The sequence below is a fragment of the Rhizobium sp. Root1334 genome (assembly GCF_001426665.1).
Taxonomy (GTDB): Bacteria; Pseudomonadota; Alphaproteobacteria; order Rhizobiales; family Rhizobiaceae; genus Pararhizobium.
Genome location: NZ_LMEY01000029.1, coordinates 162,108 through 184,745, shown reverse-complemented (window position 1 = coordinate 184,745; position 22,638 = coordinate 162,108). Strand labels below are relative to the sequence as shown.

The window sequence follows — 22,638 nt, the reverse complement described above, 5'->3', positions numbered from 1 at the left end:
CCCCGCCCGATGACGCCTGCGCACGACAATTCAGAGAAGGGCGACTATCCTTGGTGGCTGGTCGCCCTTGCCGTGATCGCCGTGGCGCTGGCCGTGGTGATCATCTCCAGTGGCGTTTACCGCCAGGTCTTCACCATCGTATCAGCCGGGATCGGCATCACCATTTTCGTCACTCTGGTCGGCTTCTTCTTTGCGACGGTGCTGGGGCTCGGCATCGCGCTGATGGCGCTGTCAGACCGGGCAGCGCTGCGCCAGATCGCCCGGTTCTATACCGAGGTGATCCGCGGCATCCCGATCCTTGTTCTTCTCTTCTACATTGCCTTTGCCGGCGCACCGGCGCTGGTGGTGGCGATCAACTTCGTCCTGTCGCCGCTGATTTCGGCAGAGGTTATGCAGCCGATGGTGGTGCGCGACCTGTCCTTGATGTGGCGGGCGATCATTGCGCTCTCGATCGGCTATTCCGCCTTCATCGCCGAGGTTTTTCGCGCCGGTATCCTGTCGGTCGACAAGGGCCAGATCGAGGCCGCCAAGGCGCTTGGCCTGTCGCGCTATCAACGCTTCCGGCTCGTCGTGTTCCCGCAAGCAATCCGCGTCATCCTGCCGCCGCTCGGCAACGACTTCGTGGCGATGGTGAAGGACTCATCCCTCGTGTCGGTGCTCGGCGTCGCCGATATCACCCAGGCGGGCAAGATCTATGCGTCGGGTTCGTTCCGATTCTTCGAGACCTATTCGATCGTCGCCTATATCTACCTGATCCTGACGGTCGGGCTATCGCTGGCGCTGCGGCGGCTGGAGCAGAAGATGCGGCAGGGGCAGAGGGGGTAAGCAATCGCTGTTTCCCCTTCTCCCCGAGGGGAGAAGGGGGAGAGCGCGACACCCATCTCGCCAATTGCCGAGCCTTCACAAAACTGCTATATCCGCCTCCATGGAATCCAAATTCGGATGTTACGAGCAGAAAATTGTCGTGCTGCAGGACCACAAGCGTCTGCCGGCACGGTTTTTTGCGTGCGTTTGCGGCGCCCTTAGCAGCCGACTTATTTGACCGCTGGGGCTTGACCCCGGCCGGGTGGCCGGCGCCTTTTGCCGGAACTTTCCTTCTTCACAATGCCCGAACTTCTTCACAATGGATGCACAGCCATGAGCGCACCGCGTACCCTCTACGACAAGATCTGGGACGACCATCTGGTCGATCAACAGGATGACGGAACCTGTCTTCTCTATATCGATCGCCATCTCGTTCACGAAGTGACGAGCCCGCAGGCGTTCGAAGGCCTTCGCATGACGAACCGTCAGGTGCGGGCTCCGCAGAAGACCTTGGCCGTCGTCGACCACAACGTGCCGACCTCGCCGGATCGCCATCTCGGCATCAAGAACGAGGAAAGCCGCATTCAGGTCGAGGCGCTGGCTCAGAACGCCGCCGATTTCGGCGTCGAATATTATTCGGCCAGTGATATCCGCCAGGGCATCGTGCATATCGTCGGCCCCGAACAGGGCTTTACCCTGCCTGGCATGACCATCGTCTGCGGCGATAGCCACACCTCGACGCATGGCGCGTTCGGCGCGTTGGCGCACGGCATAGGCACGTCCGAGGTCGAGCATGTGCTCGCCACCCAGACGCTGATCCAGAAGAAGGCCAAGAACATGCTGGTGCGTGTCGATGGCAAGCTGCCGGAACACGTTACCGCCAAGGACATCATCCTCGCCATCATCGGTGAAATCGGCACCGCCGGCGGCACCGGCAGCGTCATCGAATTCGCCGGCGAAGCCATCCGCGACCTGTCGATGGAAGGCCGCATGACCGTCTGCAACATGACGATCGAAGGCGGCGCTCGCGCCGGCCTGATCGCGCCGGACGAAAAGACCTTCGAATATATCAAGGGCAAGCCGCGTGCGCCAAAGGGCGAAGACCTCGAAAAGGCGATTGCCTACTGGAAGACGCTGCAGACGGACGAAGGTGCGCATTACGACCGCGTTGTCGTGCTGAATGCCGCCGACCTGCCGCCAATCGTTTCCTGGGGCTCGTCGCCGGAAGACGTCATCTCGGTTCAGGGCATCGTGCCGAACCCGGACGACATCACCGACGAAAACAAGCGTACCTCCAAGTGGCGTGCGCTTGATTACATGGGCCTGAAGCCGGGCACGAAGATCACCGATATCAATATCGACCGCGTCTTCATCGGCTCCTGCACCAACGGCCGTATCGAGGACCTGCGTGAAGTCGCCAAGGTTGTCGAAGGCCGCACCGTGGCCTCGACTGTTTCAGCGATGATCGTGCCGGGCTCCGGCCTCGTCAAGGAACAGGCGGAAGCCGAAGGCCTCGACAAGATCTTCAAGGCAGCCGGTTTCGACTGGCGCGAACCGGGTTGCTCGATGTGTCTTGCGATGAACGATGACCGCCTGAAGCCGGGCGAACGTTGCGCCTCGACCTCGAACCGCAACTTCGAAGGCCGCCAGGGCTTCAAGGGCCGCACCCATCTGGTGTCGCCGGCGATGGCCGCTGCTGCCGCGGTTTCCGGACACTTCGTCGACATTCGCGACTGGAAGTAAGTTTGGGTTTATCTCCCGGCGTTCTTACGCCGGGGGCCAGAACCAACGAAGGCGGAAGCGGTGCTTCCGCCTTTTTGTTTGGGGGTGTATGCTGGGAGAGTGGCCTCACGGTTTGGGAGTCTCCTCATGACTGGCGCGGACAAGGTCTTTGCCGGGGGCATGCCGGCGATCTACGAAAAGCTTTTTGTGCCGATGATCTTCGAACCTTATGCGCAGGAGATGGCGGGGCGTGTTGCCATGTCTCAACCGCGCGACGTGCTCGAAATCGCCGCTGGAACTGGTGTTTTGACACGCGCCATGGCGGCCCGGCTCGGGCGTGACGTGCTGATCGTCGCCACGGATCTCAACCAGCCGATGCTTGATCTGGCAATCGCCGGTCAGGGTGCGGATGACCGCGTGACCTGGAAGCAGGCTGATGGTCTGGCGTTGCCGTTCGGCAATCAGGGTTTTGATGCCGTGGTGTGCCAATTCGGCGTGATGTTCTTTCCAGACAGGATCGCAGGCTACCGCGAAGCCCGGCGCGTTTTGAGGCCTGCCGGGCGCTATCTCTTCAGTGTCTGGGATGTCATCCAGAGCAATGCATTCGTCCTGAATGTCACGCAAACCCTGCGCGATCTGTTTCCGGACGATCCGCCGCGTTTCATGGAGCGGACACCGCATGGATATCACGACATTCCCGCGATCACTGCGGATGTGCGGGCGGCCGGGTTCTCGTCGGTACAGATCGAGACGGTTGACTGTGTCAGCCATGCCCGGTCGGCGCTCGATGCGGCGACGGCCTATTGTCAGGGCAACCCGCTGGCTGTCGAGATCGAGGCGCGTGCGCCCGGAAAGCTGCAGGATGTGACCGAAACCGTTGCCGCAGGGCTGAGGCGGCAGTTTGGCGACGGAGCTATCGAAGGCCCTATCCGCGCGCATATCGTCACGGCAATGCCTTAATCAGCTGACGGACTTCGGGCACCATCCGGTTCGGCACACCGCGAACGGTGCCAGGCGTTGCCGCAACAAGGAAAGTTCCAAATGACGTGCCGCCTGCTTCTTTTCCGCCATGCGAAGTCTGCCCGTCCCGAAGGCGTGGACGACTACGACCGGCCGCTGGCGGAGCGTGGCCGCAAGGACGCTGCGTTCATGGGCGGCCTGATGGCGCGAGAAGGCCTGGTTCCAGATCTCGCGCTTGTTTCTCCCGCCCTGCGCACGCGTGAAACCTGGGGTTTGGCGCGGCGGGCCTTTGCTGCTGGTATCCCTGAGCGCTTCGACACCTCCCTTTACGACAGCACGCCGGAGCGTCTGGTGAACGCGCTCCGCGCGGCGGGAACCGAAGCGAAAGTGATCGTTCTCGTCGGCCACAATCCGGAGATCGAGGAAACGGCGGCGCTGCTCTGTGGCGATGGAGAGGTAGATGCCATGGCGCGGCTCGGCGCTAAATTTCCGACAGCAGCGCTTGCCGTCATTGATTTCCCGGTGGCGAGCTGGGCGGATATTACGCCGGAAAACGGTTACCTCGAGCGGTTCGTCACGCCCCAGCCGGCGTGACGTTTTCTGCCAAGCCCTTATCGCGTCACTCGCACCACAGTCCCGCGCCGCATGAACCGCAGCAGCCGTTTCATCGCTGGCAGGCTCACCGCGACGCAACCTTCTGTCGGCGTGTAACCCGGCTTGGCGAGGTGGAAGAAGATGGCCGAGCCGCCATAGCGTTTGCGGCTCATCACGTTCCAGTCCATCACCAGGCAGACATCGTAGAGGTTGTCATCGCGGCGCATCTTTTCATGACTCGGCTTGAACGGCGCGTCCACGGGCCGGTTGTAGAGGGCATGGCGGGGCTCGTCGCACCACAGCAGATTTTTGGGCGTGAAGCGCAGTGGCAGGGCTGTTGGCGGTTTGGTGATGCGGTCGTGGCGGACATAGCCGCCGATAAGGGGCATGGCGGCGATCGGGGTGGCGCCGTCACCTTCGCGCTTGCGCGCGGTGATACCACTGCGGCCGATGGCGGCCTCCTCGGTGCGTCCGGCGAAAGTGACGAGGGCTCTGGTGCGATTTCCGGGTTTGGGTCTGACGGTGATGGTGCGGGCGCAATTTGCGGCCTTGCGGGGTTTTCGTCGCATTTTACTCACAGTTTTTTGCGTTGTCCGTGATCTGAAACATAACCATAGCACTACACAATATGTAACAAACGGGTGAAAGCTCCCGCTGCTTGTCAAAAGCATCGATTGGGTTAGTTTCAACCGGAAGCAAGGAGGGATACGAATGTCGGCCCGCACCATTCTTCTCGTCGATGACGACAACGACCTGCGTGAAACACTGGTGGAGCAACTTGCCCTCTATGAGGAATTCACCATCCTGCAGGAATCGACGGCTGCCAAGGGCATCAACACCGCCCGCAACAATCAGATCGCCCTTCTGGTGATGGATGTCGGCTTGCCGGACATGGACGGCCGCGAGGCAGTCAAGCTCCTGCGCAAGGGCGGCTTCAAGCCGCCTATCATCATGCTGACGGGGCATGATACCGACAGCGATACGATCCTTGGCCTTGAGGCAGGCGCCAACGACTATGTCACCAAGCCGTTCCGCTTCGCTGTGCTTCTCGCCCGCATCCGGGCACAGTTGCGCCAGCACGAACAGAGCGAGGACGCGACGTTCACCGTCGGTCCCTATACGTTCAAGCCGGGCCAGAAGCTTTTGACGCTGGAGAACGGCCAGAAGATCCGGCTCACCGAAAAGGAAGCGGCGATCATCCGCTATCTCTATCGCGCCGACCAGAAGGTCGTCACCCGCGACGTGCTTCTGGAAGAAGTCTGGGGCTACAATTCCGGCGTTACCACCCATACGCTGGAGACCCATGTCTACCGGCTGCGCCAGAAAATCGAGCGCGACCCTTCCAATGCGGAGATTTTGGTGACAGAGAATGGCGGCTACAAGATAGTTCCCTAACGACATGGGGCGTGGTCCCATCTGGTGTCATGCCCGCTCAGAGGTATCCCTTTGTCGCTGAACGACGATATCACCCTTCTGTCCCTCGTGCCGCTGTTTGCGGATATCGATGACGACAAGTTGCGGCTGATCGCATTCGGTGCCGAGCGGCGCCGGTTGAACAGGGGCCAGCAGCTGTTTCGCGAGGGCGCGCCGGCCGATTGCGCCTTTGCCATTGCCAGTGGTTCCGTCACGCTGACACGCAATCTGGTCGATGGCAGCGTCGAGGTGGTGGATACAGTCGGGCGTGGCACGCTTCTCTCCGAGCTGGCGATGATCTCGTTCGTCGAGCGCAAGTTTACTGCAACCGCCGAGGAAGATAGCGAAGTCATCCGCATCAACCGGCCGCTGTTCCGCCGCATGCTCGAGGAATATCCGGAAGTCGCCGTTGTTGTCGAAGGCCGGATCAAGGCTAACCTGCAGGCGATGATCGACGCCATGCAGAGGCTGGCGCCGAAATTCGGGTAGAGCTCGGCGGTGATCACTCGTCGCGAAAGATATCCCGCATGATCTACCTTCTCCGCCATGGGGAAACCGTCTGGAATACGCTTGGGCGTTTCCAGGGGCAGAAGGATTCGCCGCTGACGCCGCGCGGCATTCTTCAGGCGGATCGGGTAGCTGCGCGGCTGGCGCAGGAAATCGGCGCGAATGGCATTACATTTGAGTTTTACGTCAGCCCGCTTGGCCGCGCGCAGGAGACGGCCGCGCGCATCATGCTGACGGTTTCGTTTCCTGCCCGGGAGGACGCCCGCCTGATGGAGGTGACCACCGGTTGCTGGGACGGCATGACGCTATACGAGATCGACGTCGAATATCCGGGCGTGCTTGAGGGAGCGGATGCGTTCGACTGGTACTTCCGTTCTCCGGATGGCGAGACATTCGACAGTGCCTGTGCACGCGTCGACAGCTGGCTCTCTGGAATATCCACGCCGGTGATCGCCGTTTCACACGGGCTCACCGGGCGATTGATCAGGGGCGTCTACCTCGGGCTGTCCCGCCGTGAAATGCTGGAACTGCCGGTGCCGCAGGATGGATTTTACTGCCTGGAGCATGGGCAGGTGACGTTGATCGAATAGCAAGACCGGAAAAAGACCGGCGCTTGTGCCAGGACCAGATCGCCGTTTCTTTTTGAAGACAGTGTGTTTCCAAGACAGGAGGTCTGCGGTTGATCTACGCTCTTTCCTGTGATGCGCTTCTTCCCCATCTATGCTGCAACACATCGCCATCATCGGGATAGAAAACAATGAAAAAAATCGGCTTTCTTTCGTTCGGACATTGGAGCCCCTCGCCGCAATCGGGAACCCGCTCGGCTGGGGATGCGCTTTTGCAATCGATCGACCTGGCGGTTGCCGCCGAAGAACTCGGTGCCGACGGCGCCTATTTCCGCGTCCATCATTTTGCCCGTCAGCTCGCCTCGCCCTTTCCGCTTCTTGCCGCTATTGGCGCAAGGACGAAGAAGATCGAGATTGGTACTGCCGTCATCGACATGCGCTACGAAAATCCGCTCTATATGGCCGAGGATGCCGGAAGCGCCGACCTGATCTCGAACGGACGCCTGCAGCTCGGCATCAGCCGCGGCTCGCCGGAACAGGTGATCGACGGCTGGCGTTATTTCGGCCTTGAACCGGAAGAAGGCGCAACAGATGCGGACATGGCCCGCAAGCACACGGAAGTGTTTCTCGAAGTGCTGAAGGGTCAGGGCTTCGCCCAGCCGAACCCGCGTCCGATGTTTCCCAATCCGCCCGGCCTGCTGCGGCTCGAGCCGCATTCGGAGGGCTTGCGCGAGCGTATCTGGTGGGGCGCCAGCTCCAACGCCACCGCCATCTGGGCGGCCAAGCTCGGCATGAACCTGCAGAGTTCGACGCTGAAGAACGACGAAACCGGCGAGCCTTTCCATGTCCAGCAGGCGGCGCAGATCCGGCTCTACCGCGAGGCCTGGAAGGACGCTGGCCATACGCGCACGCCGCGCGTGTCGGTCAGCCGCAGCATCTTTGCGCTGGTCGATGATCGCGACCGGGCCTATTTCGGTGGCGGCAGCAAGGAAAGCGATTCAATTGGCTATATCGACGACCAGACGCGGGCGATCTTTGGCCGATCCTATGCGGCTGAACCTGATGCCCTCATTCGGCAGCTGGCTGAAGACGAGGCGATCGCCGAGGCCGATACCCTGCTTCTGACCGTTCCGAACCAGCTGGGCGTCGACTACAACGCCCATGTCATCGAATCGGTTCTGAAGCATGTGGCGCCGGCACTCGGCTGGCGATGAACCGCTTTAAAGGTCGAAATGGGCGATGACGGGGACGTGGTCCGAGGGACGGTCCCAGCCACGGGCTTCTTTCAGGATATCGACGCGGGTGAGGTGCGGCGAGAGGTCGGCGGATGACCAGACATGGTCGAGACGCCGGCCCTTGTTGGCACCTTCCCAATCCTTGGCGCGGTAGCTCCACCAGGTGTAGAGCTTTTCGGGTGAGGGCGTGTGCTGGCGCATCAGGTCGACCCAGGCGCCACCGTTCAGCACCGCCGTCAGGCCTTCGGTCTCGACCGGCGTGTGGCTGACGATCTTCAGGAGCTGCTTGTGTGACCAGACATCGTGTTCCAGCGGGGCAATATTGAGATCGCCGACCAGCACCGAGGAAATACCGGCCTCGCTTTCGGCGTGCAGCATTTTCATCTCGTCGATGAAGTCGAGCTTGTGGCCGAATTTCGGGTTGATCGCCCGGTCCGGCTCGTCGCCGCCGGCGGGCACGTAGAAATTGTGCAGGCGGATCTTCTTGCCGGATTTTTCAAACACCACCGAGAGATGGCGGGCATCGCCGACGCCGCAATAATCGCGCCGGTCGCTCAGCTCATGCAGCGGCAGGCGGGAGATGGTGGCGACGCCGTGGTAACCCTTCTGGCCATGGATGGCGATATGCTCGTAGCCGAGTTCCTTCAGCGGTGAAAAGGGGAAGAGGTCATTGGCGACCTTGGTTTCCTGCAGGCAGAGGATATCCGGCGCCCAGGTCTTCAAAAGGTGCTCGACCAGCGGCATGCGCAGGCGCACCGAGTTGATGTTCCAGGTCGCGATCGACAATGCCATGCGAGGGGTTCTTTCATGAAGACTGGTTGAGACGGGCGCAGCCCGCGCATTCCGTCATAGGGATTTTTCACCGGCTTGGCCATTGGATTTACGCTGTTATTGCGTAGTCCTGCGCATCCCCGGCGAGCCACTCATCAGGAACGTCAAAATCGAAAATAAAAAATACCAGGCCCCTTGAACGGCCCGATGCGCAACTCCACTTGGGGCCAGACCCGTGGTCCGGGCCCCTCTGGTAGAGCCGCCGGCGTTCTACGATGTCGGACCTTCTTCGACATTATATGCCGGCGAAGGAGAAGGCTTTGGACCTTTCGTTTATGCTCGTCCACTGGATGGGATCCCCACTCTGGATGTGGGCTGCGTTCATCACGCTGGTCGCGACCATTCTGACATTTGACCTCGGTGTCCTGCACAAGGAAAACCGGGAAATCGGCGTCAAGGAAAGCCTCAAGCTTTCGGCGCTCTACATCTCCCTCGGTTTGGCCTTCGGTGGCTGGGTGTGGTGGTATCTCGGCGCTGAAGCCGGGATGAACTATGTCACCGGCTTCGTCGTCGAAAAGACGCTGGCCCTGGACAACGTCTTCGTTATCGCGCTGATCTTCTCCTTCTTTGCCGTTCCGCGCATCTATCAGCATCGCGTGCTGTTCTGGGGTATTCTCGGCGTCATCGTCCTTCGCGCCATCATGATCGGCCTTGGCGCTACGCTCGTCACCGAGTTCTCCTGGGTGCTCTATTTCTTCGCGGCCTTCCTGGTCTTCACCGGCCTGAAAATGCTGTTTGTCGGGGAATCCGATCCGGATATCGCCAACAACCCGCTGGTGTCGTTCATGCGACGCAAGTTCAACGTCACGGAGACGCATCACGGCGAACGGTTCTTCGTCAAGCTGCCGCACCCGCAGACCGGCAAGACGGTTTTGTTCATCACGCCTTTGTTCATGGCGCTGGTGCTGATCGAAATTGCCGACGTGATCTTCGCCGTTGACTCGGTTCCGGCGATCTTCGCGATCACCACCGACCCGTTCATCGTCTACACCTCGAACATCTTTGCTATCCTGGGTCTGCGCGCTCTCTACTTTGCTCTCGACGCGATGATCCATCGCTTCAAATATCTGAAGCCGGCGCTTGCCATCGTCCTGGTGTTCATCGGTTCCAAGATCTTCGTCGCCGATCTTCTCGGCCTGGAAAAATTCCCGGCTGCCCTGTCCCTGTCGATGACTTTCCTGATCATCGCAAGCGGCGTGGTCTGGAGCCTGATGAAGACCCGCAAAAGCGAGACGGCTGCCCATTAAGGGCAGCCCACACACTCTCCCCCTAACTCAATACGGACTTAAAAATGCTTCTCGAATTCATGTCATCAGTTATCGCTTCGATGATCGTCGAACCCGCTGCAGCTGACCTGCGCGAAGCGCTTGCCGGTGCGCAGGCAGCGCCTGCCATCGTCGAACAGGCAGAGACCTGCCTACGTGAGGGCGCACCGCGTCTCCTTACTCAGGCGGGTGAACGGCCTGCCTGGGCCTTGACGTCTGCGATGGGTGTCACCATTGGCTGGTATCAGCCGGATGATTTTCTTCAGGGTATCCATCCGGCCTGCGATGCTACCTTGGCCCAACTCCAGAAAGACGAAACCTGACACCTTCCATCGCGAGTAGATATAGAAAGACGAATGTAGGGATGAGCACAATTATGAAAAATGAGAGCGGGGCAGAAACCAGCGAGCCATTCGATTCCTCGCCACTCAATGAAATCCGCGCCAGACGCAATCGTCTCGCCGGTTACTGGGCGGGTCAGAAACTCAATCTTTCGGGCGATGATTTATCCGCCTATGTGGAAGATGTGCACAGGAGCGATTTCGAGATTGCCGGCGATGCCGACATCATCGCCAAACTGATCCACGATCTCGAAGCCAAAGGTATTACTGTCAGCGAGGAAGAGATGCGCAAGCTGCTCAAATCCTTCCACCGTCAGTCATTGCTCGACAGTCATTCGACGGATTGATGACTTGGACGGTCAGCTTGAGGAAGAAAAAATCAAGGGGTCGGAGTTCATGCTGGAACTCCTCGACCGCGCGAGACAGGATAATGGGCTGCAGTTGAAATGCATGCTGGGACGTGAAGGCCGGATTGGTGTCGCTTTCACGCTTCTCATTCTCGCCCTGCCGACGATCATTCCATTGCCCGGGCCGTTCGGATTCTTCCTCGGATCCTGCCTTGCCTTTGTTGCTATCCAGATGATGGCGGGAGCTGACCGGCTATGGTTGCCCGATTTCATCGGGCGCCGCGTTCTGCCGTTGAAAGCCGTCGAGGCAACGGTTTCAACGACACGGCCATGGGTCCTGCGCTTCGAGGCGTGGCTCACGCCGGGGCGGCTTGGGGCGCTGACCGGGCGCAAGGCCCGGATCGTGCTGGCGCTCCCTGTCTTGTTGCTTGCCGTCCTGATTGCTCTGCCGATCCCGTTCGGTAACACGCTTCCATCGCTGGCGATCGTCCTGATCGCGATCTCGCTGGCGGAAAGGGATGGTTTGATGGTGATCGTGGCCATGGCGGCATGCGTTGCCGCCTGCATTGTGTCCTATTATCTCGCCATCGCTGCCGGATCGGCTCTTACATCCCTGATGTGAGGGGTAATGCTGCCCCCGTTTTTCTAAGCTTGGCCACGTGATCCATTGCCGTGTAGCGTGCCGGGCGGCAGCGGTTTGCGATTCTGCCGCTGATGGGAGAGCAACATGATCCGGCACCTCGGGCCTGAGGACATCGACATATTCCGCCGGATCCGGCTCGAAGCCCTGCGCCGCGAGCCCGCAGCCTTCGCCAGCAGCGCCGCGGACTGGGAAGCCTTGCCGGATGCCGAATGGGCAAGGCGGCTGACCGTCAATGCTGTTTTCGTCGATTTTCACGAAGGCGAGCCGGTCGCCATCATGGGCCTGATGCGGCAAGGCGCCAGCAAGCTGGCGCATCGTGCCACGGTGATCATGGTCTATGTGCGCAAGGACAGGCGTGGCGCCGGTCATGCGAAGGCTCTTCTCGATGCGATTGCCGATTACGCGCGCGGCACCGGTGTGCGGCTGCTGGAACTGGCGCTGAGCGCGGAAAATCCTCAGGCCCTGAGATTTTATCAGCGCGAGGGGTTCAGGGAAATCGGCCGCGTCGAAGCGGGTATTCTTCATGAAGGCAGGGAGATCGACGATATCCTCATGGTTCGCCGCATCGACGGCGGCGCCCATCAAGGATGATCGGTAGCCTCAATCGGGCTTACTTGCCGCGATTGTTGATGTCGTCATACGGAATCTGGAAAACTTTGTCGTCCATCGGCACGCCGTTCTTGACGTTGAAGATCATTACCGACGTATCCTTCTTCTGCGCATCGGTGATCGTCCACTGGCGAAGGTCATAGGTCTTCGGGTCGAACATCAGGGTAATCGTCGCATCGCCAAACACGGTGCGGTCGCCCAGCACGATGGTGATCAGGTCGGGCTCTTCCTTGACGTCGCGGACCATCTTGCCGGTCAGGTCGATCTCGTCGGACAGCAGCAACTTCAGCGGCGTCTTCGACAGCGGATAAATATCCCAGGTCTTCATTTTCTGGTTGCCGATGACGACGGACTTGCCGTCGGCGATCACCCGCATCGGCGAGGGGGCTTCGTAGTTGAAGCGGATCTTGCCCGGACGGCTGATGAAGAACTTGCCGCCGGTCTGTTCTCCGCGCGGGCCGAACTGCACGAACTCGCCGCTCATGGTCTTGACCGAGGCGAAATGGTCGGCGATTTTCTGGGCGACCGCTGCTGGAGCTGCTTGCGCTCGCGCGGGCTCGATTGGCAGGCCAATAAAGCTTAGAGCGGCGAAAACAGCAAGGCCGCCGACGAAGGCGCGGCGCGACAGGGACGGACGTTTCGTATCCTGTTCAAAATGGCCGGTTTGCGTGTCTGTCATCGTCGTCTCCTTCATTTCCAGTCTCATGTGGAGCGCAAGTGCGGCGCCTTCAAGGCCTGTCCTGCGCGCGTCTTCAATTCGCCGTGAGGGTCTTCCCGGTGATTTTTGTCCGGGATCGACGCTCTTTTGCGAACGGCTTTCTCGGAGGGTTACCGGCCGGTTATGTCGCTTTCGGTCGGCACCAGGATCTCGCGTTTGCCGGCGTGATTGGCAGCACCGATGATGCCTTCCTGTTCCATGCGCTCGATCAGCGAGGCGGCGCGGTTGTAGCCGATGCCGAGGCGGCGCTGGACATAGGATGTCGATGCCTTGCCGTCGCGCAGCACGATAGCGACGGCCTGATCATAGGGATCGTCCGAATCGGCAAGGTTGGAGGTGCCCGCCGGGCCGCTGCCGCCTTCATCATCCTCTCCGTCATCTTCGGTGATGGCGTCGAGATATTGCGGAGAGCCTTGGGTCTTCAGGTATTTGACGACATCCTCGACCTCGGTGTCGGAGACGAACGGGCCGTGCACACGCTGGATGCGGCCGCCACCGGCCATGTAGAGCATGTCGCCCATGCCAAGCAGCTGTTCGGCGCCCTGTTCGCCAAGGATGGTGCGGCTGTCGATCTTCGACGTCACCTGGAAGGAGATACGGGTTGGGAAGTTGGCCTTGATCGTGCCGGTGATGACGTCGACGGACGGGCGCTGGGTTGCCATGATCACGTGTATACCGGCGGCACGGGCCATCTGGGCGAGCCGCTGGACGGCACCCTCGATATCCTTACCGGCGACCATCATCAGGTCGGCCATTTCGTCGATGATGACGACGATATAGGGCATCGGTGCCAAGTCGAATTCTTCCGTTTCGTAGACGGCCTCGCCGGTCTGGCGGTCAAAGCCGGTCTGGACGGTGCGGCTGATCTGCTCGCCCTTGGCCATCGCCTGCTCGACGCGTGAGTTGAAGCCGTCGATGTTGCGCACACCGATCTTCGACATCTTCTTGTAGCGTTCTTCCATCTCGCGCACGGTCCATTTCAAAGCGACGACTGCTTTTTTCGGATCGGTGACGACAGGCGAGAGCAGATGCGGGATGCCGTCATAGACGGAGAGTTCGAGCATCTTCGGGTCGATCATGATCAGACGGCACTGCTCCGGCTTCAGCCGGTAGAGGATCGACAGGATCATGGTGTTGATGGCGACAGATTTACCCGAGCCGGTGGTGCCGGCAACGAGAAGATGCGGCATCTTGGCAATATCGACGATGACGGGTTCGCCACCGATCGTCTTGCCGAGCGCCATGGCAAGGCGGGTCTTGCTGGTCTCGAAATCTCTCGAGCCGATCAGTTCACGCAGATAGACGGTCTCGCGACGCTGGTTCGGCAGTTCGATACCGATGGCGTTGCGGCCAGGAACAACGGCGACGCGGGCGGCGATCGCCGACATCGAGCGGGCGATATCGTCGGCAAGGCCGATGACGCGCGAGGACTTGATGCCCGGCGCAGGTTCCAGTTCGTACATGGTGACGACCGGGCCGGGACGGACATGGATGATCTCGCCCTTGACGCCAAAGTCCTCCAGCACGCCTTCCAACATGCGGGCATTCTGTTCGAGTGCATCGGCCGACAGGGTTGCGTCGCGGGCGACGTTCTTTGGCTCGGCAAGGAAATGCAGCGGCGGCAGAGTGAAATCGCCGTCATCGGACACCAGAGACGCCTGCGCCTCGCGATCGCCCCGCTGGCCGGTCTTCGGGCGGGGTGCGGCGGGGACCACACGGGCGGCGGTCTGCGGCATGGCCTGCTTGCGCGGTGCGGGCACCGGCGCCCAGTCGGCAGCCGGATCGTTGTCGTCGTCCTCGTCACCATCAGGCATGAAGTCGGCGGAGGCACGGCGGTTGTCGAACGCGGGGAAATCGTCGTCGTCTTCGTCCATAGACATTGGCGGCGCTGCAACCGTGCGCCGTTCGCTGCGGTCCAGCGACGGCTCGACCCGCTCCGAGCGGGAAACAGCCTTCGGGCGGGACGGTTCGTTCAACGTACCGAATTCGTCGCCGTTGAAATCATAGGGTTCGTCATAATCACGCGCGGACGGCTTGCGGCGGCCGCTCAAGCCAAACAGGCGGCGGATACGGGCTTGCGCGGTAAAGCGCATATGGGTGAGGGCGCCTGCCATCACCATGATGATGCCTTCGGATTCGTCGTCCTCGGATTCGTCGCTGACGGTGCGGGCCTTGCTGGGTGCCGGTGCCGGCTCGTCGATCTCGTCCTCAGGGTCGGATACGCCGATGAGGCCGGCGCTGTAGATCAGGAAGTAGGCGGCGGGAAGCGTGAACAGGACGGCAAGCACGGTGCCGAACGTGCCGGTCGGATAGGTACCGGTAAACAAAGCAGGAAAACGCAGGATCATGTCGCCAAAGACGCCGCCAAGGCCGTTGGGTAAGGGCCAGGTGACGGGGGCGGGAACGCAGCTGAGTGCAGCCGAGGCCAGCACCGAACCGAGGAACCAGGCGCCGGCGCGCTTGACGATATGATCGAAGGGTTTGCCGATGATCAGCACCAGGCCCCAGGCGACGACGGGCAGAAGTGCGACAACGCTGGCAATGCCGAAGAACTGCATGAAGATGTCGGCGAAGGCGGCACCTGTATAGCCGAGCAGGTTGGTCGGAGCATCGGCTGTGGCGTAGGAGAAGCTGGGATCGGCGACGTTCCAGCTCGACAATGCCGCGATCGCGAACCCGAGAGCGACGAACACCGCAAACCCCGCCAGGGCGGCGACCTGTTTCCAGACGAATGTGGAAAGCACAAACCGGTTGGAACGGTTGTCGTATACCGCCTGATTGCTTCTGCTCATGATGACCTGCTGCCTGTTATTCCCGAAAAACGCCATGGGCGCATGCTTCGAAGGTAAGCAGAGGAGAGTTAAAGCCCTATTAACCTTGACGCTTCCTTTACGTGAAACGCTTCTGCAACCGCAGTTTTCCCTATTGAAAGCGTTTTTTGGCAGTCATTGGCAGGTGTGAGGGCAAAAAAAGACCCGGACGGGTGTCCGGGTCAAATGCGGTTTCGCACAAGACGAAACCGCGACGGGAAGAGATGCGAGCCGGTTTTCCCGGCCCGCAAGTTCATCAGGAGTGGTAGGCGGCTTCGCCGTGCGAGGAGAGGTCAAGACCTTCGCGTTCGGCTTCGACCGGAACACGCAGGCCAACGATGACATCGACGATCTTGTAGAGGATTGCCGAGCCGATGCCGCACCAGACGAGCGTAACGAGAACGGCATAAACCTGGGTCATGAACTGGCCGCCCATGGTGACGCCATCGGCATATCCGATGCCGCCGAGGGACGACGAGGCGAAGATACCGGTGGCCAAGGCGCCGAACAGGCCGCCAACGCCATGGACGCCGAAAACGTCTGCCGTGTCGTCATAACCGAACTTGTTCTTCACCACGGAGACGAAGAAGTAGCACAGCGGCGACACGATCAGGCCCATGACGATCGCGCCCATCGGGCCGACGATGCCGGCAGCAGGCGTGATGGCGACGAGACCGGCGATCATGCCGGACGCGGCGCCAAGCATAGAGGCCTTGCCACGGGTGAAGGTTTCAACCAGCGACCACGAAATGATGGCTGCAGCCGTGGCGATGAAGGTGTTGACGGTGGCAAGCATCGCGCCGCCGGATGCTTCAAGGTTGGAGCCAGCGTTGAAGCCGAACCAGCCGACCCACAGCATGGCCGCGCCGACGAGCGTCAGCGTCATGGAATGGGGAGCCATCATGTCCTTGCCGAAGCCGGTCCGCTTGCCGACCATGATCGCGCCGATCAGACCGGCAACGCCAGCGTTGATGTGAACGACCGTGCCGCCAGCGAAGTCGAGAGCGCCCCAGCCGAAGATCAGGCCGTTTGCGTCCCAGACCATGTGGGCGATCGGGAAGTAGACGAAGGTTGCCCACAGGACGCAGAACAGGATTGCAGCCGAGAACTTGATGCGTTCGGCAAAGGCGCCGACGATCAGGGCCGGTGTGATGGCCGCGAAGGTCATCTGGAACATGATGAAGATCATTTCCGGGATGACGACGCCATCGGAGAAGGTGGCGGCGGTCGAGTCCATCGTGACGCCCGCGAGGAACATCTTGGCGGTACCGCCCCAATAGGGCGATGTCGAACCGCCGAAGGCGAAGGAATAACCGTAGATGACCCAGATGAGCATGACGGCCGAACCGGCGACGGTGCACTGCATCAGGACCGACAGCATGTTCTTGGCGCGGACGAGGCCGCCATAGAACAGGCCGAGGCCGGGGATGAGCATGAACAGGACGAGAATGGTGCAGAGGAACATGAAGGCGGTATCGCCCTTGTTCGGCACGGGGGCTGCAGCAACCGCTTCGGCTGCCGCCGGTGCGGCTTCCTGCGCATAGGCGATGGCCGGGGCGAGGAGGGCTGCGGCTGCAGCGCCCACGCGTCCAAGAGAGGTAGAAAGTTTAAATGAAGACATTGATATGGAGCTCCCTGAACGGCCGTGACTTACAGCGCTTCTGTGTCGGTTTCGCCGGTACGAATGCGCACCGCATGGTCAATCGAGTAGACGAAGATCTTGCCGTCGCCGATCTGGCCGGTCTTGGCTGACGTGGCGATCGCTTCGACGGCCTTGTCGACAATCTCCGAGGCAACAGCGATTTCGATCTTCAGTTTCGGCAGGAAGCTCACGGCGTATTCGGTGCCGCGATAGATTTCCGTATGTCCCTTCTGACGTCCGTAACCCTTCACTTCGGTCACGGTCAGGCCTTGGATGCCAACGGCAGTGAGGGCTTCGCGAACCTCATCGAGCTTGAACGGCTTGATAATGGCCATTACAATTTTCATCTGGTTTCCCATCCTTGTTCAACTTCGGCTCGGGGCCGTCTCTCCTTGCCGCCGAGCACAAATCCCCAACGACTGCCCCTAGCTATTCAAGGGGCGTGCCAGTTTGGGATTGAATGGGTAAGTCCATGAAAAGACATGGAAATGCGATATTTCGCCGAAAGCCATCGGCGAAATGTCAAAAAATCATCGAAATAAACGATTAAAAATTAATCAGAATCAAAAAAGAGGCGATTTTTTATTCAGATGCCTTTTTCCGGATCAGGCCTTCCTGGGCAACGGAAGCGATCAGGGTGCCGGAGCGATCAAAAAGGCTACCGCGCGTCATGCCGCGTGCACCGAAGGCGCTGGGGCTGTCCTGCGTGTAGAGCATCCAGTCGTCCATGCGGCAGGGGCGATGAAACCACATGGCATGGTCGAGGCTCGCCACCTGCAGGTCGCGGTCAAACACCGAGGTGCCATGGGCATAGAGCGCGGTGTCGAGCAGGGTCATATCGGAGATATAGGCGAGCACCGCCGCCTGAATGTGACGCTCGTCCGGAACGGCGCCGACCGCCTTGACCCAGACGTCCTGCGATGGCTCCAGCTTGTCGCGCGAGAAATAGTGCTTGAGCGAAACCGGGCGAATTTCGATCGGCCGGGGCCGCTCCCAATAGCGGCGGATCGCTTCCGGCGCATTGACCAGGAATTTTTCCTTGATGTCCTGCTCGCCCATCAGCGTTTCCGGCGGCGCCACGTCCGGCCTGGTGATCTGGTGGTCAAACCCTTCCTCGTCGAACTGGAAGGAGGCCGACATCGAAAAGATTGCCTTGCCATGCTGGATGGCGACGACGCGGCGGGTGGCAAAGCTTGCGCCATCGCGGATCCGGTCAACATCGTAGATGATCGGCACGGACGGATCGCCCGGCCGCATGAAATAGGCGTGCAGCGAATGCACGTAACGGCCCTCGCTGACGGTACGTTGAGCGGCCACCAGCGCCTGGCCGATCACCTGCCCGCCGAACACGCGCTGCCAGCCGACCTGCGGCGAGCGGCCGCGAAACAGGTTTTCCTCCAGCTTTTCCAGATCCAGCGTCTGCAAGAGGACATCCATCGGGGCGGGGGTCTCGGCGGGGCGCGACATTTCGGCGATCTCCTGGGCTCGAGCGCTCAAACGGTAGGAACGAGCGCATCAATGATCTATATAGGCCACATGCAATGCTCAAGAGCGACGGGAGAATGAGAGATGATCGATGTGCTGATTGCGGGCGGCGGTTATGTCGGGCTGTCGCTGGCCGTATCCATCAAGAAGGCCGCGCCGCATCTCGCCGTCAGCTTGATCGACGGCGCTCCGGAGACTGCCTGGAAGAAGGACGAGCGCGCCTCGGCGATCATCGCCGCCGCCTCGCAAATGCTCGACGTGCTCGGTATCTGGAGCGAGATCGAGCCGGAAGCCGAGCCGATCAAGCGTATGGTCATCACCGATTCGAAGACCGCCGATCCGGTTCGCCCGGTGTTCCTGACCTTCGAGGATGAAAAGATCGAGGGCCGGCCGTTTGCCCATATGGTGCCGAATGTCGCTCTGGTCGGCGCGCTGCGGAAGGCAGCCACGAATCTCGGCGTGGAGATTCGTCAATCGACGGCGGCTGCCGGTTTCAAGAGCGGCGATCACTCGGTTTCCATTGAGCTGGCCAATGGCGAGACAATGGAAGCGCGGCTCCTGGTCGCCTGCGATGGCGTGCGCTCGAAACTGCGCGATGCCGCAGGCATCAAGACCGTCGATTTCGACTATGGCCAGTCGGGCATCGTCACCACGGTCGAACATGAGCGGCCGCATGACGGCACGGCGGAAGAGCATTTCCTGCCGGCCGGGCCGTTTGCGACGCTGCCGCTCAAGAACAATCGCTCCTCGCTGGTCTGGACGGAACGGACGCGCGACGCCGACCGGCTGGTCGCCAGCGACGATCTGGTGTTCGAGGAAGAACTGGAGCGCCGTTTCGGCCACAAGCTCGGCACGCTGAAGGTCGTCGGCGGACGCCGCGCCTTTCCGCTGGGGCTGACGCTGGCCCGCGATTTCATCGCGCCGCGTTTCGCCCTTGCCGGTGACGCAGCTCACGGCATTCACCCGATTTCCGGCCAGGGCCTCAATCTTGGCTTCAAGGATGTGGCAGCGCTGGCAGAAACCATCGTCGATGCTGATCGCCTCGGTCTCGATATCGGCTCGCTCGCGGTGCTCGAGCGCTACCAGAGCTGGCGGCGCTTCGACACGTTCCGCATGGGCGTGACCACCGATGTCTTGAACCGGCTGTTTTCCAACGATGTCACGCCGGTCAGGGCGCTGCGCGATTTCGGGCTGGGCATCGTCGACCGGATGCCATCGGTCAAATCATTCTTCATCCGTCAGGCGTCCGGACTTGGCGGCCAGAGCGAGCCGAAGATGCTGGGCGGGCAGGCGATTTAAGCGCTGGACTTCGTTGACTGGCGAATGCCCCTCACCCTAACCCTCTCCCCGCACGCGGGGAGAGGGGATCTGCGCGGAGTTTGCCGGTCGGTCCTTCTCCCCGTCGTGACGGGGAGAAGGTGCCCGAAGGGCGGATGAGGGGCTTTCATACGATCAATCGCAGCCTCAATCCTCGATTTTGCGCGCCTCGGAAATCAGCATGATTGGAATGCCGTCGCGGATCGGGTAGGCCAGCCTTGCCTTTTCCGAGATCAGTTCATTTTCGGCCGCGTGGTAGCTGAGGCGGCCCTTGGTCAGCGGGCAGACCAGCAGTTCAAGCAGTTTGGGATCGACCCGGCTGGTCCTGTCTTCCATCATATCCGCCTATTGCAGCATGGTTTCGATATCGCCGAAATTTCGGGCGAGCACGATCTCGGTAATCGCGATCAGCGTTTCGGCGCGGGTCTTGAGGTCGGGCGCCTCAAGCAGCGCCTGCTTTTCCGCCGGGCCATAGGGCGACATCATCGCCATCGAATTGACCAGCGTCAGATTGCTGGCGCGCTCGACGCTCTCCCAGTCGGCTTCCAGCTTGTTGGCATCGAGATAGGCCTTGAAAGCGGCCAGCAAAGCCTCGCGATCGACCTGAGCCTCATCGTCCGGTCCGGTGAGGTCGGTCGCAAACGGGGCGATCTTGAAGGAGCGATAGCCTTTTTTCGCAAGCGGCACTTCATCAAACAGCCGGAACCGGCAAATGCCGGTCAGCGAGACGATATAGCGGCCGTCTTCCATTTCGGCGAACGAGGTGATGCGGCCCGCGCAACCGACCTGGCAAAGCGCCTGCACATGCGCCTGGCCCGGTTCTTCGCGCGTTTCACCGAAGAAGGGCTGGATCATGCCGATCAGGCGGTTTCCGGCCAGCGCATCGTCAAACATGGAAAGATAGCGCGGCTCGAAGATGTTGAGCGGCAATTGCGAACCCGGAAGCAGCAGCACGCCCGTCAATGGGAACACCGGAAGGGTCTCCGGCAGGTCCTGAGGCCTCAGATAACGTGCGTTACCAACTTGCATGTCTCAACTACCCCGTCGCTGTCAGGCGTTCTTGTGGCGGCCTTAATGACGCCGCGCCGCTTACTGACAAGAAATGGGGCGCCGACGTCAAATCTCAAGGGAGATTGTCATAAAGGCGCCCCTGTCAGGGTATCACGAAAACAGGATCGATGACAGTTTGCGGCGTGCTGACAGCGTTGCCGGGTCCATCGGTCCCCAGACATCGAAGAACTGCAGCAGTTCGCGCCGGGCGCCATCATCCTCGAACGTCCGGTCGCGTTTCATCACCTTCAGCAGGTGATCGGCCGCCGCCTCGCGGTCACCCTCGACATTGCGGATCTTGGCGAGCTTGATGCGGGCGCCATGATCGTCAGGATCGGCAGCAAGGATCTGCTCCAGCGCATTCGGGTCGCCGAGCTTGCGGGCTTCCTCGATCTGGGCGAGCTTTTTCACAACGGCGGCGATGCCGGCATCCTTGGCCAGCTCTTCGGAGAGATCGGCCAGAACCTCGCGTGCCTGGTCCAGTTCGCCGGCGGTGATCAGGCAATTGGCAAGGCCTGCGAGCGCGATTGCATTTTCCGGGTCCGCCTGCAGCACGGCGCCGAAAAGACCGGCAGCGTTCTCGATATCACCCTGCTCGACCAGGGCTTTTGCGTCTGCGAGCGCCGCATCGATCCCGGCCTGCTGGTCGTCGATCATCGGACCGGCAACCTTGTCGATGAAGTCGCGGATCTGGCTTTCCGGCACGGCGCCCGTGAAGCCATCGACCGGGCGGCCGCCGACAAAGGCGATCACGGCGGGGATGGACTGGATACCGAGCTGGCCGGCAATCGACGGGTGATCGTCGATGTTCATCTTGACCAGCCTGACACGGCCCTGTGCTTCGGTGACGACCTTTTCGATCACCGGCGTCAGCTGCTTGCACGGGCCGCACCAGGGCGCCCAGAAATCGACGAGGACCGGCTGCTGGCGGGAAGCTTCGAGCACGTCGCGGGTGAAGTTGGCGGTGGTGGTTTCCTTGATCAGGTCACCCGCCGGCGCGGCCGCTGCCGCCGGTGCCGGGGCGGCGCCGTAGCTGGCCGTTGCCGTCATCTGGTTGCCGTAGGATGCTGCGTAGGGATTGTCGTTGCCGCTCATCGTGTCTCCTCGCGGACATCCGCGTCCGCCTGACTGTTTTGCGTCAAAGATCGTATGTCAGGACGTCACTTTCAAGACAAGGGCTTCGTGTCCCGTCGCTTCGATAAAGCGCAGCAGATCTTTCGAGGCGATCGATGTCGTCGCATCGTTCGACAGCGGATGGCAGTTGACGATCTCATCCTTCATCAGCTCCTCGTCGATGATGATCTTCACGTTCTGCCCAATGTCGTTGATGACGCCGAAGGCTGTGACCGCTCCCGGAATCACACCGAGATATTCCATCAGTTTTTCCGGCTTGCCGAAGGACACCTTGCTGGCACCGCCGATGAGCGTGTGCACCGTCTTCAGGTCGACTGTTGCGTTCTCCTCGACGGTGAGCAGGAAATAATTGTCCTTCTTGTCCTTCACGAACAGATTCTTGGTGTGTCCGCCGGCAATCGCGTCCCGCAGTGCCACCGATTCGGCAACGGTGAAAACCGGCTCGTGCCGCATCGTCTTGTGTGGGATGCCGAGGCTGTCGAGAAGCGCAAACAATTCGTCCTGTGTCTTCGGCTGCATTTCACTCATGGCGGCTTCTCTTTCGCTTGAAAATGGTGGTCTTCCTTACGGCGAAGGGCAAAAAATCGCAATCTTCCACAGAATGCACGCTGCAAAACGCCTTGTTTTCAGGGGCTTGCGACATTT

At 60.7% G+C, this 22,638-nt stretch carries 25 protein-coding genes; 14 read left to right on the top strand and 11 right to left on the bottom strand.

What is annotated here, in order from left to right:
- The first annotated feature begins 9 nt into the window (after positions 1–9).
- From ASD36_RS25760 to ASD36_RS25745, 4 genes are all read left to right on the top strand, one after another.
- Positions 10–825: an amino acid ABC transporter permease gene (locus ASD36_RS25760; RefSeq protein WP_060502692.1), complete on the top strand. Its 816-nt coding sequence runs from the start codon at positions 10–12 to the stop codon at positions 823–825.
- A 312-nt stretch (positions 826–1,137) separates the two neighbouring features.
- Complete coding sequence (gene leuC, locus ASD36_RS25755) at positions 1,138–2,547, top strand: 3-isopropylmalate dehydratase large subunit (RefSeq protein WP_060502693.1); 1,410 nt, start codon at positions 1,138–1,140, stop codon at positions 2,545–2,547.
- Positions 2,548–2,673: 126 nt separating this feature from the next.
- A complete protein-coding gene (locus tag ASD36_RS25750) occupies positions 2,674–3,486 on the top strand; it encodes a methyltransferase domain-containing protein (protein ID WP_060502694.1) in 813 nt (270 codons plus the stop codon).
- Between the two features lie 81 nt (positions 3,487–3,567).
- On the top strand, positions 3,568–4,080 hold the full coding sequence (locus ASD36_RS25745; protein WP_060502695.1) for a histidine phosphatase family protein: 513 nt from the start codon (positions 3,568–3,570) through the stop codon (positions 4,078–4,080).
- Positions 4,081–4,097: 17 nt separating this feature from the next.
- On the opposite strand, the gene ASD36_RS25740 is transcribed toward ASD36_RS25745, so the two are convergent.
- Positions 4,098–4,649 carry a L,D-transpeptidase family protein gene (locus ASD36_RS25740; protein ID WP_060502696.1) on the bottom strand — a complete coding sequence of 184 codons (552 nt, stop codon included), beginning with the start codon at positions 4,647–4,649 and terminating at the stop codon, positions 4,098–4,100.
- Positions 4,650–4,791: 142 nt separating this feature from the next.
- Between ASD36_RS25740 and ASD36_RS25735 the strand changes: the two genes are divergently transcribed.
- The 4 genes from ASD36_RS25735 (at position 4,792) to ASD36_RS25720 (ending at position 7,780) form a co-directional block, all read left to right on the top strand.
- On the top strand, positions 4,792–5,475 hold the full coding sequence (locus ASD36_RS25735; RefSeq protein ID WP_037097252.1) for a response regulator transcription factor: 684 nt from the start codon (positions 4,792–4,794) through the stop codon (positions 5,473–5,475).
- 51 nt (positions 5,476–5,526) lie between these two features.
- Positions 5,527–5,982 carry a cyclic nucleotide-binding domain-containing protein gene (locus ASD36_RS25730; RefSeq protein WP_060502697.1) on the top strand — a complete coding sequence of 152 codons (456 nt, stop codon included), beginning with the start codon at positions 5,527–5,529 and terminating at the stop codon, positions 5,980–5,982.
- A gap of 38 nt (positions 5,983–6,020) precedes the next feature.
- Complete coding sequence (locus tag ASD36_RS25725) at positions 6,021–6,590, top strand: histidine phosphatase family protein (RefSeq protein ID WP_060502698.1); 570 nt, start codon at positions 6,021–6,023, stop codon at positions 6,588–6,590.
- Between the two features lie 167 nt (positions 6,591–6,757).
- Positions 6,758–7,780 carry an LLM class flavin-dependent oxidoreductase gene (locus ASD36_RS25720; protein ID WP_060502699.1) on the top strand — a complete coding sequence of 341 codons (1,023 nt, stop codon included), beginning with the start codon at positions 6,758–6,760 and terminating at the stop codon, positions 7,778–7,780.
- A 6-nt stretch (positions 7,781–7,786) separates the two neighbouring features.
- Here ASD36_RS25720 and ASD36_RS25715 read toward each other — a convergent pair whose 3' ends face one another.
- Positions 7,787–8,593, bottom strand: a complete 807-nt coding sequence (locus tag ASD36_RS25715; RefSeq protein ID WP_060502700.1) for an exodeoxyribonuclease III — start codon at positions 8,591–8,593, stop codon at positions 7,787–7,789.
- A gap of 299 nt (positions 8,594–8,892) precedes the next feature.
- Between ASD36_RS25715 and ASD36_RS25710 the strand changes: the two genes are divergently transcribed.
- The 5 genes from ASD36_RS25710 to ASD36_RS25690 all read left to right on the top strand — a co-directional run bounded on the left by ASD36_RS25710 (position 8,893) and on the right by ASD36_RS25690 (position 11,819).
- Positions 8,893–9,879: a TerC family protein gene (locus ASD36_RS25710; protein ID WP_060502701.1), complete on the top strand. Its 987-nt coding sequence runs from the start codon at positions 8,893–8,895 to the stop codon at positions 9,877–9,879.
- 44 nt (positions 9,880–9,923) lie between these two features.
- Positions 9,924–10,220: a hypothetical protein gene (locus tag ASD36_RS25705; RefSeq protein WP_060502702.1), complete on the top strand. Its 297-nt coding sequence runs from the start codon at positions 9,924–9,926 to the stop codon at positions 10,218–10,220.
- 53 nt (positions 10,221–10,273) lie between these two features.
- Complete coding sequence (locus ASD36_RS25700) at positions 10,274–10,585, top strand: ATPase inhibitor subunit zeta (RefSeq protein WP_060502703.1); 312 nt, start codon at positions 10,274–10,276, stop codon at positions 10,583–10,585.
- A 4-nt stretch (positions 10,586–10,589) separates the two neighbouring features.
- Positions 10,590–11,207 (top strand): exopolysaccharide biosynthesis protein, encoded by a 618-nt coding sequence (locus ASD36_RS25695; protein ID WP_060502704.1) that lies wholly within the window; start codon positions 10,590–10,592, stop codon positions 11,205–11,207.
- A 105-nt stretch (positions 11,208–11,312) separates the two neighbouring features.
- Complete coding sequence (locus ASD36_RS25690; RefSeq protein WP_060502705.1) at positions 11,313–11,819, top strand: GNAT family N-acetyltransferase; 507 nt, start codon at positions 11,313–11,315, stop codon at positions 11,817–11,819.
- 19 nt (positions 11,820–11,838) lie between these two features.
- Here the strand turns inward: ASD36_RS25690 and ASD36_RS25685 are convergent, their stop codons facing one another.
- The 5 genes from ASD36_RS25685 to tesB all read right to left on the bottom strand — a co-directional run bounded on the left by ASD36_RS25685 (position 11,839) and on the right by tesB (position 18,474).
- Positions 11,839–12,516, bottom strand: coding sequence for an outer membrane lipoprotein carrier protein LolA (locus ASD36_RS25685; RefSeq protein WP_060502865.1), 678 nt, complete (start codon positions 12,514–12,516; stop codon positions 11,839–11,841).
- Positions 12,517–12,665: 149 nt separating this feature from the next.
- Complete coding sequence (locus ASD36_RS25680) at positions 12,666–15,347, bottom strand: DNA translocase FtsK (protein ID WP_060502866.1); 2,682 nt, start codon at positions 15,345–15,347, stop codon at positions 12,666–12,668.
- A 274-nt stretch (positions 15,348–15,621) separates the two neighbouring features.
- Complete coding sequence (locus ASD36_RS25675; RefSeq protein WP_060502706.1) at positions 15,622–16,986, bottom strand: ammonium transporter; 1,365 nt, start codon at positions 16,984–16,986, stop codon at positions 15,622–15,624.
- Between the two features lie 29 nt (positions 16,987–17,015).
- Positions 17,016–17,366 carry a P-II family nitrogen regulator gene (locus ASD36_RS25670; protein ID WP_060502707.1) on the bottom strand — a complete coding sequence of 117 codons (351 nt, stop codon included), beginning with the start codon at positions 17,364–17,366 and terminating at the stop codon, positions 17,016–17,018.
- Between the two features lie 223 nt (positions 17,367–17,589).
- Positions 17,590–18,474 (bottom strand): acyl-CoA thioesterase II, encoded by an 885-nt coding sequence (gene tesB / locus ASD36_RS25665; protein ID WP_060502708.1) that lies wholly within the window; start codon positions 18,472–18,474, stop codon positions 17,590–17,592.
- A 102-nt stretch (positions 18,475–18,576) separates the two neighbouring features.
- Here tesB and ASD36_RS25660 point away from each other — a divergent pair, with 102 nt between their 5' ends.
- Positions 18,577–19,791, top strand: coding sequence for a ubiquinone biosynthesis hydroxylase (locus ASD36_RS25660; RefSeq protein WP_060502709.1), 1,215 nt, complete (start codon positions 18,577–18,579; stop codon positions 19,789–19,791).
- 165 nt (positions 19,792–19,956) lie between these two features.
- Here ASD36_RS25660 and ASD36_RS25655 read toward each other — a convergent pair whose 3' ends face one another.
- From ASD36_RS25655 to ASD36_RS25640, 4 genes are all read right to left on the bottom strand, one after another.
- Positions 19,957–20,145, bottom strand: a complete 189-nt coding sequence (locus ASD36_RS25655; RefSeq protein WP_037097280.1) for a Trm112 family protein — start codon at positions 20,143–20,145, stop codon at positions 19,957–19,959.
- Between the two features lie 9 nt (positions 20,146–20,154).
- A complete protein-coding gene (locus ASD36_RS25650) occupies positions 20,155–20,838 on the bottom strand; it encodes an LON peptidase substrate-binding domain-containing protein (RefSeq protein WP_060502710.1) in 684 nt (227 codons plus the stop codon).
- A gap of 132 nt (positions 20,839–20,970) precedes the next feature.
- Positions 20,971–21,954 carry a thioredoxin gene (gene trxA / locus ASD36_RS25645; RefSeq protein WP_060502711.1) on the bottom strand — a complete coding sequence of 328 codons (984 nt, stop codon included), beginning with the start codon at positions 21,952–21,954 and terminating at the stop codon, positions 20,971–20,973.
- 57 nt (positions 21,955–22,011) lie between these two features.
- The gene (locus ASD36_RS25640) at positions 22,012–22,521 is read right to left on the bottom strand and encodes a prolyl-tRNA synthetase associated domain-containing protein (protein WP_082511993.1); all 510 of its coding nucleotides are present in this window, start codon (positions 22,519–22,521) and stop codon (positions 22,012–22,014) included.
- Positions 22,522–22,638 lie beyond the last annotated feature (117 nt).